The organism is Rhodococcus sp. NKCM2511 (genome assembly GCF_014905595.1).
Lineage (GTDB): Bacteria > Actinomycetota > Actinomycetes > Mycobacteriales > Mycobacteriaceae > Rhodococcoides > Rhodococcoides fascians.
This window is the reverse complement of record NZ_BNHJ02000001.1, coordinates 2628265-2645027: the sequence shown is the minus strand read 5'-3', so window position 1 is coordinate 2645027 and position 16763 is coordinate 2628265. Positions and strand designations below refer to the sequence as shown.

Sequence of the window (16763 nt, the reverse complement as noted above, 5' to 3'; positions counted from 1 at the left end):
ACAGATCGGGTCGGCGCGTACGCGTCCTGAATCGTCATGATTCTCCTTGCACGAGCCCGACCCGCGAGGTAAAGGTTCGTTTGCGGTACACAAACCTACTTGAAGACTGTTTTACCACCCTAAAGTAGACGCGGGCCGTCTTTCCGCGCAAGCCGAAAACCGGACATTTCGTAACGAACGGGTGTCGTTACGAAATGCCCGGTGTCGGGGCGACCCTGATCAGAGGTCGGCTATCGCCTCCAGCGGTTTGGTGCGCGCGGCCCGAACGGCAGGCCACAGAGCGGCCAGCACTCCGACCACCGCGGACCCGAGAAGCATCGCGACGACCTGCCCCCAGGGCACCGTCATGGCACCTAGGCCCTCGTCGCGCAGGGTCTGAACGAAGCCCCACCCGAAGGCGATGCCGAGGGCGACGCCGACGATGGCACCGAACAGGGCGATGAGCAGCGACTCGAGGTAGATGATGCGCCGCACCTGCGGTCGCTGCATTCCTATCGCCCTGAGCATGCCGATCTCGCGTCGGCGTTCGACGACCGACAGGGCGAGGGTGTTGACGATGCCCAGCACTGCGATGACCACGGCCAGGGCGAGCAGTCCGTACAGCACCGCGAGCAGTGTGTCGATCTGCTGGCCTTGGCTGCCCTTGAATTCTTCGACGTCCTGTACCTGCACCACCACGGACGGTTTGGTCGCGGCTTCGAGGTCGGTCCGCAACGTACCGAGATCGGTTCCGGGCGCGGCTTTGACGAGGACCAGCAGATCCGACCGCGTGATGGACGGCGTCACCTTCTCGTAGATGTCGCCCGAGACGATCCAACTGCCGATCAGTGGGTTGTCGGTGAACACACCGGTGACGGTGACGGGAACCGAAGCTCCGTCGACGGAGTCGAACACGACCTGGGTGCCGATGTCCCAGCCCTTGGTGGACGCTTCGGTCTCGGACACCGAGAAGCCGTTGCTCTCGAGGTCTGCGGTGCCCCGAACCATGGACAGGTCGAGCAGCCCTTCCGGGGAGCCGTCGATGGCAGCGCCGAATTCTTCTTCTCCGGCGATCGTGACGAACACCGGATGCAGCACAGCGGTTCGTTCCACCCCGTCGACCTGTTGTGCGGCCGCCGTGGCTCCGGCCGGGACACCGATCGACTGTGGACCGGACAGGATGTAGTCGGCTTCGACGCCGGTGTCGACGAGCGAATCGACACTCGCCTTCGCCGTCGACCCGAGTACCCCGATGACGGTGACGAGCATGAGGCCGAGCATCAACGCGAATGCGGTGGCTGCCGTGCGGCGCGGATTGCGCACCGAGTTGGTTCTGGCCAAGCGACCGATCGCACCGAACGGCCGGGTGAGGACGGCCCCGAGCGCTCCCACGACGGGCCGAGACAACGACGGTGCGGCCAGGGCCGTGGCCACGATCGCCGCCACCGCGCCGACGCCGACGGTTGCTGCGGCAGCGCCGCCGGTCGACTGAGCGCCGATGACTATCGCTGCCGCTCCGGCAATACCCAGTCCGACGCCGATGAACGTCCGGGTTCGCAGGGTGTCGCCGGCGGACGCGAACTCCTCGCGCATTGCGGCCACCGGTGGAATCTTGGCTGCTCGCCGCGCCGGTGCGTAGGCGCTGAGGACGGTGACGATGATGCCCACCGCGAAGGCGACGACGACGGTGCGTGGTTCGAGGGCGAGAGGGCCCGACGGCAACCCGAGGTCGAAGGCATTGAGCAGAGCGCGCAATCCGTACGCAAGTCCCACGCCGCCGGCGAACCCCAGCACACTTCCGATGACGCCGACGACGACCGCTTCGAGTACGACCGAGCGACTGACCTGCCCACGGCTGGCTCCGATGGCGCGAAGCAGCGCCAGTTCGCGTACCCGCTGAGCGACGATCATCGAGAACGTGTTGTAGATGATGAACGTGCCGACGAGCAGTGCAATGGCACCGAACGCGAGCAGGAAGTACGTGATGAACGACAGTGCCGACTCGACCTCGGCCTTGGTTTCGGCCTGGACGTCGGCAGCGGTCTGCACTTTCAGATCCGGGAACGCGGCGGCGATCTCGTCCCTGAGGTCGCTCTGCGTCTTGCCCTGTGCGGCGAGATCGTTGCCCGCGACGTCGATGTACTGCACGTGCGCACCGTCGGTGAACAACTCGTTCGCCTGGCTCTGCACAAACTGAATCCCGATGAAACCACCGGATTCTGTTGCAGTGGAATAGATTCCGGAGATCGTGATGTCGGTGATCCCCTTGGACGGCACGAGTACCTGGGTCGCGTCGCCCACCTTCAGGCCCGCTCGATCGGCGCCACCTGCGTTGATCGCGACCTGGCCGGGCGCGGTGGGGGCCGAGCCGGAGACGAATGTCGCCGGATCGCCGAGCCGCTGCTCGTCCGGCAGGTAGGACTCGCCGATCGTCGGTGCTCCGCCGGATTGCACTGCGGCACCGTCTTTACCCAGCAGAACGAGTTGTCTTCCTACATACGGAGAGACAGCACGCACGCCGGGAAGCGCCGAGATGGCGGCGATGTCCTCGTTGGGTACTCCGCTCGATCGCGCATCCTCGGGGGCGACTCGAACGTCGGCTCCCTGTGCGGTGTCGGCGAACAGTGACGAGAACGTGCGCTGCAGCGTGTCGGTGAAGACGAACGAGCCTGCGACGAAAGCGGTTCCGAGTACGACGGACAGAACTGTCAGTGCCAGCCGAACCTTGTGGGCGGCAAGGTTTCGCAGCGACACCTTACGCATGGGGTTGCCCGACGCGGCCCGCGTCGGGGCCTTGTCGGGATTCGATTTCTTGGCGACCGAGTGCGACATCAGTGGACCGTTTCCAGCTTCTTCATGCGCTCGAGGACGGCGTCGGCGGTGGGCGACGCCAGTTGATCGATGACAGCTCCGTCGGCCAGGAACACGACGCGGTCGGCGTAACTGGCCGCTCGTGGGTCGTGGGTGACGATGACGACGGTCTGATCGAATTCGTCTGCGGCCGTGCGCAGAATCGACAGCACCTCACCGGACGAACGAGAGTCCAGGTTGCCCGTCGGCTCGTCGCCGAACACGATGTCGGGTCGACCGGCCAGTGCACGAGCGCACGCCACGCGCTGTTGCTGCCCACCCGAGAGTTCGCTCGGGCGATGGCCCAGGCGGTCGCGCAGGCCCAGTCGGTCGACGACGGTATCGAGCCAGCCCTGATCCGGGGTGCGTCCGGCGATGTCGAGCGGCAGAGTGATGTTCTCGAGTGCGGTCAGGGTGGGCACCAGATTGAAGGCCTGGAACACGAAACCGATTCGGTCCCTTCGTAACCCGGTCATCTCCTTGTCGGACAGCGCCGTCAGCTCGGTGTCACCGATCGTGACCGTGCCCGAGGACGCGGTGTCCAACCCGGCCAGGCAATGCATCAGTGTGGATTTGCCCGAGCCGGACGGGCCCATGATGGCGGTGAATTCTCCGCGGGCGAACTCGACGTTCACCCCGGACAGTGCGTGCACCTGGGTGTCGCCAGAACCGTAGACCTTCGATACGTCGACCGCACGTGCGGCAATGTCGCTCATGGGTGCCAGTGTTTCAGTGTTCGGGCCCGGTCGCTATCAGGGGAGACCCTGAACTCGACCCCTATGATGGGCGTCATGCGCATCGGAGCACATGTCCGCGACAGCAGCGACCCTCTGGGCACGGCCGAGACGCTCGGCGTCGACCTGGTCCAGATGTTTCTGACGGATCCGCAGAAGTGGAACAAGCTCACCCCGCACCCCCAAGGTGAGGCTCTGTTGACCGGAGACGTCGATGTGGTGGTGCACTCGTCCTATGTTCTGAACGTGGCGAGCCTGAACAATCGCATCCGAATCCCGTCCCGCAAAGCGGTCGTCGAACAGGCCGCAGCAGCTGCCGAGATCGGTGCGATCGGTTTGGTGGTGCACGGCGGTCACGTCCGAGAGGGCGAGGACACCGCCAAGGGAATCGACAACTGGCGCAAGCTGTTCGAGCGTCAGGCCGAGCAGGGTGGTTTCGGCGTACCGATCTTCGTCGAGAACACTGCCGGCGGTGACTCGGCGATGGCGAGGCGCTTCGACGACATCGCGCGGTTGTGGGACGCCATCGGGGAGTTCGGTGCCGGTTTCTGTCTCGACACCTGTCATGCGTGGGCCGGCGGCGAAGACCTGATCGACGTGGTCGATCGCATCAAGGCCATCACCGGACGAATCGACCTGGTGCATCTGAACAATTCACGCGACGAGTTCGACTCTGCCCGCGACCGGCACGCGAACCTGGGCACCGGAACCATCGACGCGGACATTCTGACGGCCGTCGCGCTCGCCGCCGATGCACCGGTGATCCTCGAAACCCCGGCCGAGGGAATCGACGACGACGTGAGGCTGCTGAAAAGCCTGTAGCGAATCCGGCGGTTACGAGGGCGCTGCCGTCAGCTCGGTGGTCGCTGCGGCCCACAGCCGGACCAGTTCGTCCATTCCCTCGATGCCGACGGACCAGGTGACTCGGGCCGACACCAGCCCTGATTCCGTCTCGCCGATCGCGATGTCGATGGCGTACTCGTCATGACTGGGATCGGATTCGGATACATCGTGGCGGAACAGAATCTGCGCTCCCGGGCGGCAGGCCAGCGCCGGGTAGTTCCGGGTCAGCGGGTAGTCGCGGCCACCGTGAGGTGCCGAGTCCAGCCGTCTGCAGACGTCGTCGACGAGGTACGAGGCGCGGGCGGATTCGGTGAGGGCGTCGACCGGAACGGCGGGGAGCCGGACGGGATGGACGAATCCGGTGTCGTCGACGTCGGTATCGACCAGGACGCCCGACGACGAGCCGCGGCGGTTGTCTCGTTGCCACGTGGACACCGCGGATCCAAGGGCGGCGAGCAGCCGAGCGTCGAGCCGGTGCGTGTTCGCGGGAACGGGCAGCGTGACCGTGGTGCGCTCACGGAGCGGAGACGGCGTGACCTGCAGCGGACGTTCGGCCGGGGTCAGGACAGCGACCCAATAGGGAACCTGTTCGGCGACCTCGGTGCAGAAGGTACGTCCGAGCTGAGCTGGGCTGATCGTCTCGCGATGGGCGAGTTTCAGCGGTGCGAACACGGTCACGCCGAGGAACCCCACTTCCGGTGAAGATTGTCCTAGCCTTACCTAATTCTCTCAGGCTAGCTCGAGTCCGGCCGGTGCGCCAGGACGCCCCCGTCGGATCCCGATTCCACCGCCCGGCGCAGTGCGGGAACGCCTGGTGAGCTCGGTAGCGTTCCCGTCTCCAGGTCCTCGAGCAGGTCCTCGGACCAGCCGAGCAGACCCGTCACGTCGATCCGGTGCGGGGGCTCGACCTCGTAACCGATCAGGCGATCGTGTCCTTGGCGGAGCAACGAAGCGGCACCTACGCGGTTTCCTCGCATCAGGTGCGTCAATCCGACGGCCAGTTGCGCGAGGCCCTGCCACAGCTCGCGTTCGTCCGGGACGCAGTTCTTCCACGTGCCCTCGAGTACCTCGTGGGCGTGAAACGGCATACGTGCGTCCAGGAATCGCTGCGCTTCGGTGAGGGCGGCGTCCGGTGGAAGACGGAGATCGTCGGGAACCCGGGGTGTTCCGGTACCGCCGCGGGCCAGCGGGCGGCCGAGGCCGTCGCGCGGCCGGGCGTTGAGGGGCTTGCCCTGCGGGTCGCGCTCGCGTTCGGCCATGGCGGTCACCCTAGTGGGGTGACCGCCATGGCCCACACGATGACGCGAGTGAGGTCATCGACGTGCGGACAGGACGGTCACCGACCCGAGTGCGATCAGCGTCGCCGCCGAGGTGGCGACCATCGTCGTCGAGACGGCGATCGCGTCGTTGCCCAGTGCACCGACGATCGGTGCGACGATTGCCCCGAGCCCGAACTGCGCGGCACCGAGTAGTGCAGCTGCGCCGCCTGCCGCTTCCCCGTGGCGGGACAGCGCCAGCGCGGGCGCGTTGGGCATGACGAACCCGACGGCCCCGAGTACGAACCACAGCGGGACGACGAACCCAGCCATTCCGCCGACCCCGGTGACCGCCAGGACGACCATGACCGCGCCGGCGACGACGCCGAAGGACAGCGCCGACAGGACGATCTGCACCGGTGCGAAGCGTCCCAACAGCAGGACGTTGAGCTGGGATGCGCCGATCAGAGAGATCGCACCGGCCGCGAAGACGATGGCGAATTGTTGCTCGTCGAGGCCGAACTCTTCCTGCAGGACGAACGACGAACCGGCGACGTACGCGAAGAGTGCCGACATGGCCAGGGCGGCGACCATGACGAGGACGACGAACTGCGTGTCCCGCAGCAGCGATCGGTAGGTCCGTAGAACGGGCATGACGCCACTGGCTCGACGACGCTCGGGCGGCAGGGACTCGCGCAGCGACACGATTGCCAGCGTCATCAACGCCACGCCCATGATCGCCAACGCGGCGAACACGAGCCGCCAGGAACCGACGAGAAGTACCGCACCGCCGAGTGACGGTGCCAGAACCGGAGCGACACCCATGACGAGCATCAGGCGAGACAGGACGGTCGCGGCGGCGCGCCCGCTGAACAGATCTCGGACGATGGCCATGGCGACCACGGCAGCAGCTGCGGCACCGAGGCCCTGAATCACACGCAGGCCGCCGAGTACGGCGATGTTGGGAGCAACGATGCAGGCGAGCGACGCCAGGATGTGCACTCCGGTGCCCACGATGAGGGGCAGACGTCGGCCGACGATGTCCGACAGCGGCCCGATGACCAGCTGGCCGAGCGCGAGGCCGACCAAAGTTCCCGCGAGCGTGAGCTGCACTGCCGACGACGGGGTGTTCAGATCCTCGGCGATGGCAGGAAGTGCAGGCAGGTACATGTCGATGGTCAGTGGACCGAGGGCGATGAGCGCGCCGAGTACGAGGATCACCCGGAGGCGCTCGCGTGACGTCGGCTCGGTTGTGGGAGCCGACGTGCTGCTCTCGCGCGTGTCGGTCACCTGCGCGCTGGTTACGGATGTGTTCGATGCTGGGGCCACCCGAAGGTCAGCAGCGCAGGAGCGGATTCTGTTCCCGTTGCTGACTACAACTTTCGTGTCCTACGCCACCGCGTCGGACAGTCCGGTGAGTGTGTCCACCTCGTGGCTGGTCAGACGCAGTGTCGGCGCGTCGAGCAGAGCCGGTACCTGAGCGAGCGAGCTCGCGCTCGCGATCGGTGCGGTGATGCCCGGTCGAGCGAGCAACCAGGCGAGAGCCACACTCGACAACTCGGCCGAGCGGGAGTCGGCGATCTCCTGCAGGCCCTGCACCACAGCCAGGCCTGCGTCGGAGAAATAGCCCGTCGTCAGTCGCTCGCGCTGGGTACCGGCCAGATCCTCCCGGGTGCGGTACTTACCCGTCAGGAAGCCGGCGGCGAGGGAGAAGTACGGAAACACCCCGAGGCCGTTGTCGACGGCGAGGGCTTGCAGTTCACCCTCGTAGTCGCGACGGGCAACGAGGTTGTAGTGCGGTTGCAGTGCGATCGGTGCCGCAAAACCGTTGTCTTTCGCCAGGCCCAGCCACTCGCGGACCCGCGCGGGGGAGTAGTTCGAGATGGCGACGTGGCGAACTTTTCCTGCCCGGACCAGGTTGTCGAACGCGGCCAGGGACTCGACCAACGGCGTCTTGTCGTCGTCGTAGTGCGCGTAGTAGACGTCGATGTGATCGGTCTGCAGCCTGGCCAGGGATGCGTCGGCTGCGGCCCGAATGTTGTCGGGTGCCAGACCGCGGAACTCGGGATGCTGGCTCACCTTGGTCGCGAGAACGACGTCGTCGCGGTTGCCGCGGGCCGTCATCCACTTGCCGATGATCATTTCGGATTCACCGCCGGAGTTGCCGTCGGCGAACGCCGAGTACGAATCGGCCGTGTCGACGAAATTGCCACCTCCTGCGGTGAACGCGTCCAGGATGTCGAAGGACGTGTCCTCGTCGCTGGTCCAGCCGAAGGTGTTCCCGCCCAGGGCAAGCGGAAAGATGTCCAGATCGGACGTGCCGATAGCAACCACGAACTACTCCTTAGGTCGGCGAACAACTCGACTGTACGAGCAGGCCGGGATCAGTGCCAGGTGTGGTCCACCAGCGCGGTCCGTGGCCCGAATTTCGGCTTGGTCGCCTTGCCGCTGAGATACAGGAGCCGAATCGCGCGATGTCGATGTGGTGCCAAGGGCTGCAGATACTCGACCATCTCCGCGTCGTCGATCGGTCTACCCAACAGCGACCAGCCCACCACCGCGGCCAGGTGGTAATCGCCCACCGACAACGCGTCGGGATCCCCCAGGGCGCGCTGAGCGGTCTCGGCCGCGGTCCAGATGCCGACACCGGGGATCGCGCGCAGCCTGCGTTGCGCATCCTCGGGCGTCATCGTCGACGCCTCCTCCAAGCGTGCGGCTGCGCGCGCGGCACGGACGATGGTCTTCGACCGGGCCGGGTCGACGTTGGCGCGGTGGTAGTCCCACGACGGGATGCGTCGCCACACGTCGGCGGTGGGAAACACGAACATCGTCTTCGGGGTCGGGCCCGGTGCGGGGTCGCCGAACTTGCTCACCAGGTATCGCCACGAGCCGAACGCCGAAATGCCGTGTACGCGTTGCTCGATGATCGCCGGTATCAGTGCCTCGAGCACCAGACCGGTCCGGCCGAGGCGTAGGTGCGGAAGTTGTCTGTGTGCCTCGCGCAGAATCGGATGCTCGGGAGCGAAGCTCGAGGGGTCGTCGTCCCGGCCGAGGAGAGCCGGCACAGCGTCGAGCAGTTCGTCGGCACCGGGCCCCCAGGCGCGCACCATGACGCTGCTCGGTGAGGCCTGCACCAATCGGTACGTGACCGGGCCGGAAATCATGCGCGACGTCCGCCACACGGCGCCGTCCGGCGTGGACTCGTAGGTGGGGTCGCCGCGGCCCCGACGCAGCGGTGACAGGGACATTCGAATATCGACGCGCTGATCGAAGTCGACGAGGCGGGTGACGCCGTGATCGGTAGGGCCGGAGGAGGCGTTCTCGGTCAACGCTCGGTCACCTCCGTCGCAGTCGTGGTCGGCCGGTTCAGTGTGTCCCTGCCAGGGCCATATTCAACACCCTTGCGCAGACACGGGTGAAAATATATTGGACGAATGCCCACATCACCGGATCGCGACGCAGTGCTGCGTGAGGGCCGCTCGTGTTTGTCCGCTTCGCCGGAGAACCGGCGGATCCTGGTGATCTCGGGTGCGCGAGGCATCGGCAAGTCCACGGTTGCCAACACCATCGCGGGCGAGGCGACAGCGCTGGGTTTCCGGGTGGTGGATCTGCCGTGCCTCGCGGGGCTGCTCGATGAGGGGCTGCTGGGTGATCTGGTGGCGGACGACGCGACGCCGACGCTGCTGGTGATCGACGACCTGCATCTGTTGCCCGCGGGCTCGCGTGACCGACTCGCTCGTGCGGTGAAGACGGCGGTACGTAGCCCGCATGTCCGGTGTATCGCCACGACCGTCGACACCGTCCCGCCGCCGTTGTGGCGGGAGTTCGCCTTCCATCGTGTGCGACCCCTGCCCGACGACGCGGTGCGCGATCTGTTGACCGGCACCGAAACCACTGTGTCGCAACAGCAATTGATCATCGAGCTGTCGCAGGGAAACCCTCTCGTCGCGACCGAACTCGCTCGCGCTGCGCCGATCTGGGGCCGGGATCCATCCGTCGGCGGCGCGATGCTCGACCGCGCCCATCTCACCGATACGCTCGCCGACATCGGCGCGTTCGAGGTCGCCGGGCTCGACGAGGAGTCCAGGCGTCACATTCTCGGCGATGCGTTGCGACACATCGTCTCTCGCGAGCACGGTGGCGACTCCGTGGCCGCCCACCCACATGGCGACACTGTCGCACAACTGTGGATTCTTGCCTCCTCGACCGCCGAGGAGCGCATCTCCGTTCACCTCGAATCGGCTGTCGACACACGGCTGACGCCCGACGAGCGTCTGGTGCATCGAGCACTCGCAGCCCGAGCGCCCGACGCGCGCCTCGTCGCTGCGCTCGACGAGCGGGCGCACGACCTGGCGTCGCAGCATCGCTACCGCCGGGCGGTGGCGTTGCTCTGCCGTGCAGTAGCGCTCGAATCCGATCGTGGACGCGCCCAGGCCCTCGAGGCGCGGGCGGCGTCCATGGCGGCATTCGCCGGCTTCGTCGATCTCGCGGTAGCGATCTTGGACCGTATGCGGTCGGGACATCCCGATGCGGCCCTGTCCGAGACCGTTCCGGCCCGGGCCTTTGCCGCCGTGGCCCGGGGAGGCGACCCCCGTGCTGCGTTCGGCGTCGTCGTGCAGGCTCTCGATCGATTGCCGAATGCGGTCGCCCCGGACGTCGTCGACCAGTTGATCGGTTCGGCTCTGGCGTACAGCGCACTGAGCGGTGACAGCGAACTCGTTGCCCAGGGCCTGCAATGGGCGGTCAAATACGAACAGCATCTCGATCCGGTCAACGTGCTCGTCGCGCGGTCTCTCGGCGTCTCGGGTTCGAGAGTGCACGTGCGGGCACTCGACAGCCCGGCGCTGCTGGACGCGGTACGAGCCTCGCTGCGCACCGGAGACCCGTGGAAACCGATACTGCTGCAGCTGGCGTTGCCCACCCTGCTGTGGGATCCGAACGACAGTTGTCGGCTGTCGGACGTGCTGGACCCTGTCGCAGCTGGGTTTCCGGCCGCCGAGTCTCTGACCCGGCTGCGGCACCTCGCCGCACTCGCCGCTCGCGGACAGTTCTCTGCGTTCGCCGAGGCCGTCTCCTCGGGACTGCCGGATGGCCTCTTCGACGAGCAGGAGGGCCTGCTGAAATCCTCGGTGCCAGCTGTCGCTGGTGGCGAGAAGAGCTGTACTGCAGCCGAATCGGTGGCACTGGGCCGCTTCGACGTCGCCTACGAGCGGATGCGCCGCCGCGATCTCTCGGCGGAGCACTGTTCGATCACTCCGTACGGACCACTCGAAATACTGGATTACGTCGAATCCTGTGTACGGCTGCGGCGGTCGGACGAGGCGCGCACGTATCTCGACCGACTGCGCCGAACCCGGCCCGATTTCTGGGGAGCCCGCCACAGTGCGCTGCTGACTGCAGCCGAAGCGATGCTGGCAGAGGCCGGAGCCGAGGCGCTCTTCGAGGCGAGTCTGCATGAACTACGCACCGCTGGATGGTGTTTCGATGCGCCGCGGGTTGCGCTGGTCTACGGCGAGTGGCTGCGCCGCCACCACCGGGTCGTCGAAAGCCGCGGTCGGTTGAGGTACGCCGCAGATCTGTTCGCAGAACTGGGTGCACGCACGTGGCTGCGCCGAGCCGAGGACGAACTACGGGCTGCAGGAGCCGGCTCGCACCCGCGTGAGGGTGATGCGGGCTCGGGGTTGACCGGGCAGGAACTACGCATCGCGTCGCTTGCTGCCGCCGGTCTGACCAACAAGGAGATCGGCGAACAGCTGTATCTCTCGGCTCGTACTGTCGGCGGTCATCTGTACCGAGTGTTTCCCAAATTGCAGATCACCACGCGGTCCGCGCTGCGGGACGCACTCCTTCGTTACGAGGGCGGCGGACGGTGAGTGAGCACGTACTCGCCGGCTCTGGTTCGATCTCCTTGTCGACGGCACAGGACGGACGGCCCTTGCAGAACAGGAGATCAGCGTGACCCGATCGGACGAAAAGTCGTCGCCCCGCATGTCGGTGTCGAGTGCGACGGCATTCGTCGGAGTTGCGTTCGCGTTCGTGGTGGCGATGATGGGCACCACCATGCCGACGCCGCTATATGCGCTCTACGAGGTCGAGTTCCACTTCTCCGTCTTCGTCGTCACCCTCGTGTTCGCGGCGTATGCCGTCGGTGTGCTCGCAGCTCTGTTGGCGTTCGGCCGCTGGTCCGACTCGTTGGGACGACGCCCGATGCTGTTGGCGGCCATAGCATTCGGATTGATCAGCGCCGTGGTGTTCGTCACCGCCGGCTCGCTGACGGCCCTGGTGATCGGCCGCGTGTTGTCGGGAATTTCGGCCGGCATCTTCGTCGTTACCGCGACGGTGACGTTGATCGAGTTGGTACCCGAACGATGGCGTGACCGTGCATCCGCGATCGCTACCGCAGCGAACATCGGGGGCCTCGGCCTCGGACCGTTGGTGGCCGGAGTGCTCGCGGAGTACCTACCGCAACCGTTGCGTCTGACGTTCGTCGTCGACATGGTTCTGCTGGCTGCGGCAGCAGTGGCGGTGTTCCTCGCACCGGAGACGGTGCGGGTCGACGGCGGAGCACGCCCGCACATGCAGCGGCTGTCCGTTCCACCGGAGGTGCGCGGCACCTTCGTGCGCGCCTCGATCGGAGGATTCGCGGGGTTCGCCGTACTTGGCCTGTTCACTGCCGTCTCGCCGGGATTCATCGGCAGTGTGTTGGGAGTCGACAATCACGCCGTCACCGGGGTGGTGGTGTTCACGGTCTTCGCTGCGTCGGCGACAGCCCAGATTGCTTTGCGCGCAGCCGATCCCGCGTCGGCGCAGCGGTGGGGATGCGCGCTGCTGCTGCTCGGTCTGGTGTTCCTGGCCGCGTCGCTGCTGCTGACCTCGTTGGCCGTTCTGGTGGTAGCGGCGCTGCTCTGCGGCGTCGGTCAGGGCATGACATTCGCCAACGGCATGTCCACGATCGGTGCCGAGCTACCTCCGCACCGTCGGGCAGAGGTCACCTCGACCTTCTTCGTCGTGTTGTACATCGCGATCTCGGTACCGGTGATCGGGGCCGGAGCTGTGGCAACCGGATGGGGCCTGGTGACGGCGGGAGTGGTGTTCGCCGTCGTGATTGCGGTGCTCGCGGCGGTGGCGTTCGTGCTGTTGACCATCGATCTGCGCAAGTCTCGGGCTGCCGTGTCCTGAAACGGTCGACAGTGGGCCGGATTCGCACTCGATTCGGGACGGCGGGTAGGAGATGATGGTTGTCGACAGGAGGTCCTGACGATGGCCGAACGCTCGTTGCTTGCGGACTTCCTTCGGGTGCGCCGGGAATCGCTGCAACCCGAGCAGGTGGGTCTGGTGCGCGACGGCAACCGCCGAGTGCGCGGCCTGCGACGAGAAGAGATCGCCCGGCTCGCCGATATCAGCGCCGACTACTACCTGAGACTCGAGCAGGGGCGCAATCATCAACCCTCCGAACAGGTTCTGGCTGCGCTGAGTCGGGCTCTGCGTTTGGACGAGGACGAGCGGGCGTACTTCCACCGGGTGGCGCGCGCGCAGTCCGGCCCGGCCGTGGTCGAGGCGCTTCCGCCGCGAGTGACCGAGGCGTCGGCCCGGGTGTTGGAGCAGTGGGTCCACACGCCGGCGTACATCACCGACCGCCATCACGATCTGCTTGCGCTCAACGGTCCGGCTGCGCTGATGACGCCGGGCCTGAAAGTGGGTACCAACCTGATGCTCGATGTGTTCGCGCACGAGCACAGTGCCGCCTCGCCGGAGGACTGGGCCGTCACGGCGCAACGAATGGTGTCGGCGCTGCGATTCCACGCGGCACCGGGTCACCCGCGACTGACGGAGTTGGTGGGCCGATTGTCGGTGGAGAGCCGCGCTTTTCGCAGGATGTGGGCCAAGCACGACGTACGGCCGTTGTCGTCGAGCATCTCCGTCGTCCCGGTGGAGCCGTTCGGTCTGGTCGAATTCCGTTCGCAGACTTTGGAGATCGTCGGCGAGGGTGGGCAGTTCATCACCACCTACTTCGCCGATCCCGGTAGTCGGTCGGCATCGGCGATCCGGCATCTGGTTGCCGGAGTCCCCAGCCGCGACACTCAGTTCGTTGTTCCTCGGTCCGATTCGGACGATCGGACCGCGTCGGCCAGTTGACGTAGAGCTGCCCTCGACTGTGCTGTTCGGGGCCGCAGCACCATCAGTACGTGGTCCTCGGCGGCAGGCATGAACAGGTAGTCGAGCATCAACGGACCGACGACGGCATGTTCGATCGTCACGGTTCCGGTTTTTCTCGCGCTGGTCTCACCGGCCCACTTCTGCGCGAATGCCGAACTACGGGTGGACAGTTCGCCGACGATGCGGCGAAAGGAGTCGTCTGGCTCGTGCCGATCCAACGACTCACGAAGCATGGCGACCACCTGATCCGCCGACGATTCCCACCCAGTAGGCGGGTCGTCGGCGGGATCGTCTCGATCGCTGCAGAGCGAACCGGCGTCGACGAATGTGAACACGGCCAGATTGACCCCCTCGGCGAAGCTCGGCGACACCGCGCGAGCGAGCATCGTGGACGATTCGACGGTCAGATGCCGATCCAGCAGAACTGCAGGCGAATACGCCCAGGACTCGAGCGCCTCCACGTTGTGCATGGTTCGACCATAGATCCAGGCGGTCGCCGGTCCGCTAACCCTGCCAGGGCCACCTTCGGCCGGTGGTGAGCGATCCTCCCGAGGTGAACGAAAGCGTTGGGGCCGAGTATCACTGGGCTGGATCGGTCGTGCGGAACTTTCTCTGGTAATCCGACGGTGTCACACCGAACTTGGTGACGAACGCACGCCGAAAAGCAGCGGGCGTGCCGAATCCTGCGTCGGCAGCGGCCCGGGCCACCGAGTACCCGGACTCGAGTGCGGCTACCGCGATATCGAGACGCATCGCGGTCACGTAGTCGAGAGGCGTCGTGCCCAGTTCCTCGCGCACGATGCGATTGAGATGCCGCACACTGACATTGGCGTGTGCCGCGAGAGCGCTCAGGTTCGCGGGTCGTGTCGGGTCGGCATGGATGTAGTCGGTGATAGCGCGAGAGACCTGGGTCCGTGGCGGTGGACCCTTCAGCGACACCGAATACTGCGACTGGCCGCCGGAGCGCTGCATGTACACCAGCAGTAGTTGCGCGACCGTTCTGGCTATCGGGGCACCGTGATCACTTTCGACCAACGCCAACGCCAGATCGATTCCGGCAGCGACCCCGGCCGAGGTGTAGATGTCGCCGTCGCGAACGAAGATCGAATCCGGTTGGACACGCGTGTCGGGAAAGCGTTCCGCCAGAGCCGCCGTGAACTTCCAATGAGTGGTCGCACTCCGGCCGTCGAGCAGACCGGATCCCGCCAGCGCGAACGCACCACTGCAGATAGACGCCACCCGCCGCGCTCGGGGCGCGAGCAGCGCCACCGCGTCGAGCAACGCCGGGTCCTCGAAGACGGCCGGAGCCGATTCGCTACCGGGAACGATGAGGGTGTCGAAGTCGCCGCTGTCGGCGACGGCGGCGTTCACCGACACCGTCATTCCCATCGAGGTCACCACGTCACCGCCGTCGATCGAGAGGAAGACGATGTCGTAGCCGTCGACTCGCTGGTTCGCTTCGAGGAAGACCTCGGCCGGGCCGACGAAGTCGAGCATCTTGACCTGGTCGAAGAGCAGAATGCCGATGCGCCGACGCTGGCTCGGACCACGCCGAGACGGGTCGTCGTACACCCGAGTGGTCGAACGCGTCACGATGCTCGGATTCCGGCCTTCATGCCCACGGCACCCGCTTCACCGCGGGTCTTGACCTCGAGTTTCTTCAGGATGCTTGCGACGTGGAACTTCACCGTGCTCTCGCCGATGTTGAGACTCGCGGCAATGTCCTTGTTGCGCTTGCCGTACGCGAGGTAACCGAGAACTTCTCTCTCGCGACGGTTGAGGGCGGCGAGAAGTTGTTCGTCGGCTCGTGCGGGAGGCGGGTCGAGAGGAATCGCGATGCTCACGCGTGATCCCCACCCGGCGGTGGATTCGAATGAGATCGATCCCCGGAGGGTGTGCACGCGTCCGGAGAGCTGTTGGGTCAGAGTCTCGGTGTCGCAGGCGTGCAGGCCGTCGTTGCGGACTTCGAGCAGCAGGTTGGTTCCGTCGCAATCCCACGCGATACGTACCCGTCGAACATCCGGCTGAGCCACGTAGGCGAGTACGACGGTCCGAACCACGGCTCGCGCCGCGCGTGCGATCTCGCCGGGGACCGGTCTTCCGTCGACTGGGGGAGCGACGTATTCGACGTCGATCGAGGACTGGTCCAACACAGTGGCGAGCTCCCCCTGCAGCCTGGCGAAGGCGGTGGTCACTGCTTCCTGCCCCAGCTCACGGTTGGCTTCTTCGATGGAGCGAAGCTCGATCAGTGCCGCCGACGCGGTATCGCTGGCGGTTGCGCGTGCTCGCGCGTCATCGAGGTCCTTCGAGCGCAGCGTGGACAGCACGGACGTGAGGGTATCGACGTGGGCGTCGACCATCTCGGAGATCACCCGAGCACGCTCGCTCGAGGCCGCCAGGGATTCGGCGAGATACGCAGGACTCGCCTGTACCACCTGATGGCGGATGGAGGTGGCTACGATTCCGAAGGCAACGCCGACATCGGAATCCGGATCGAACTGCGGCGCAGCGGATTTGGGCACCAGAACCAGCAGGGTGTCGGTGGTGTCGTCGAGTTGCGTCGCGAGACGTCGCTGTGCACCGGCCAGGCGCCCCGGGCCGTCCAGAGCTCGGCGCCCACTCTGCTGCACCGACTGCTTGAGGTCGTCGAGCTCCTTGATCGTCACGCGGCTCGTCATCGACTCGTCGCCACTGACTTTTCTCGGACGGCCGGTGCATTCCCTGGTGAAAATGATCATCGCCGAGTGCGGATACCGCTGCGACGACCACCACGAAAAACGAGCAGCTATCTCGACCAGCGGACCGGTCAGGACCTCCCGGAGCGCGGCGAGCGAGTCGGTCGATTCGGACCTGGCGGGGGTCGACGGGGCAGAGCTGCTCACGTGCGCATCCTAGTACTCGGAGCGGCGTCGTGTGATGTCCGTTCGGCCAGTGATTGCTAGCC

Annotated in this window: 14 protein-coding genes; 4 read left to right on the top strand and 10 right to left on the bottom strand. The window is 66.1% G+C overall.

The window, feature by feature from the left end; all coding sequences use genetic code 11:
* Positions 1-219 precede the first annotated feature (219 nt).
* Together JLZ96_RS12185 and JLZ96_RS12180 are read right to left on the bottom strand one after the other, a co-directional pair.
* Positions 220-2742 carry an ABC transporter permease gene (locus JLZ96_RS12185; RefSeq protein ID WP_201010724.1) on the bottom strand — a complete coding sequence of 841 codons (2523 nt, stop codon included), beginning with the start codon at positions 2740-2742 and terminating at the stop codon, positions 220-222.
* 68 nt (positions 2743-2810) lie between these two features.
* Positions 2811-3545, bottom strand: a complete 735-nt coding sequence (locus JLZ96_RS12180) for an ABC transporter ATP-binding protein (protein WP_032367760.1) — start codon at positions 3543-3545, stop codon at positions 2811-2813.
* Between the two features lie 75 nt (positions 3546-3620).
* Here JLZ96_RS12180 and JLZ96_RS12175 point away from each other — a divergent pair, with 75 nt between their 5' ends.
* Complete coding sequence (locus JLZ96_RS12175) at positions 3621-4385, top strand: deoxyribonuclease IV (RefSeq protein ID WP_027495204.1); 765 nt, start codon at positions 3621-3623, stop codon at positions 4383-4385.
* A 12-nt stretch (positions 4386-4397) separates the two neighbouring features.
* Here the strand turns inward: JLZ96_RS12175 and JLZ96_RS12170 are convergent, their stop codons facing one another.
* From JLZ96_RS12170 to JLZ96_RS12150, 5 genes are read right to left on the bottom strand one after another with little or no spacing between them, the layout of a single operon-like run.
* Positions 4398-5084 (bottom strand): hypothetical protein, encoded by a 687-nt coding sequence (locus JLZ96_RS12170; protein WP_201010234.1) that lies wholly within the window; start codon positions 5082-5084, stop codon positions 4398-4400.
* A 56-nt stretch (positions 5085-5140) separates the two neighbouring features.
* Positions 5141-5665: a DUF309 domain-containing protein gene (locus tag JLZ96_RS12165; RefSeq protein ID WP_201010233.1), complete on the bottom strand. Its 525-nt coding sequence runs from the start codon at positions 5663-5665 to the stop codon at positions 5141-5143.
* Between the two features lie 54 nt (positions 5666-5719).
* Positions 5720-7018: a multidrug effflux MFS transporter gene (locus JLZ96_RS12160; RefSeq protein WP_374758048.1), complete on the bottom strand. Its 1299-nt coding sequence runs from the start codon at positions 7016-7018 to the stop codon at positions 5720-5722.
* A 33-nt stretch (positions 7019-7051) separates the two neighbouring features.
* A complete protein-coding gene (locus tag JLZ96_RS12155; RefSeq protein WP_201010231.1) occupies positions 7052-7996 on the bottom strand; it encodes an aldo/keto reductase in 945 nt (314 codons plus the stop codon).
* 50 nt (positions 7997-8046) lie between these two features.
* Complete coding sequence (locus tag JLZ96_RS12150) at positions 8047-8916, bottom strand: DNA-3-methyladenine glycosylase (RefSeq protein ID WP_201010723.1); 870 nt, start codon at positions 8914-8916, stop codon at positions 8047-8049.
* A gap of 180 nt (positions 8917-9096) precedes the next feature.
* Here JLZ96_RS12150 and JLZ96_RS12145 point away from each other — a divergent pair, with 180 nt between their 5' ends.
* The 3 genes from JLZ96_RS12145 to JLZ96_RS12135 all read left to right on the top strand — a co-directional run bounded on the left by JLZ96_RS12145 (position 9097) and on the right by JLZ96_RS12135 (position 13798).
* A complete protein-coding gene (locus JLZ96_RS12145) occupies positions 9097-11535 on the top strand; it encodes a LuxR C-terminal-related transcriptional regulator (protein WP_201010230.1) in 2439 nt (812 codons plus the stop codon).
* 115 nt (positions 11536-11650) lie between these two features.
* Positions 11651-12841, top strand: a complete 1191-nt coding sequence (locus JLZ96_RS12140) for an MFS transporter (protein ID WP_201010722.1) — start codon at positions 11651-11653, stop codon at positions 12839-12841.
* Positions 12842-12922: 81 nt separating this feature from the next.
* A complete protein-coding gene (locus tag JLZ96_RS12135) occupies positions 12923-13798 on the top strand; it encodes a helix-turn-helix transcriptional regulator (protein ID WP_052053602.1) in 876 nt (291 codons plus the stop codon).
* On the opposite strand, the gene JLZ96_RS12130 is transcribed toward JLZ96_RS12135, so the two are convergent.
* From JLZ96_RS12130 to JLZ96_RS12120, 3 genes are all read right to left on the bottom strand, one after another.
* Entirely contained in the window at positions 13744-14289 is a 546-nt protein-coding gene (locus JLZ96_RS12130) for a hypothetical protein (protein ID WP_201010229.1), read from the bottom strand. The two genes, JLZ96_RS12135 and JLZ96_RS12130, sit on opposite strands and share 55 nt — an antisense overlap.
* 109 nt (positions 14290-14398) lie before the next feature.
* Positions 14399-15412, bottom strand: coding sequence for a GlxA family transcriptional regulator (locus JLZ96_RS12125; RefSeq protein WP_256989017.1), 1014 nt, complete (start codon positions 15410-15412; stop codon positions 14399-14401).
* Complete coding sequence (locus tag JLZ96_RS12120; protein WP_236253919.1) at positions 15409-16701, bottom strand: LuxR C-terminal-related transcriptional regulator; 1293 nt, start codon at positions 16699-16701, stop codon at positions 15409-15411. The genes JLZ96_RS12125 and JLZ96_RS12120 overlap by 4 nt, the downstream gene beginning before the upstream one ends.
* Positions 16702-16763 lie beyond the last annotated feature (62 nt).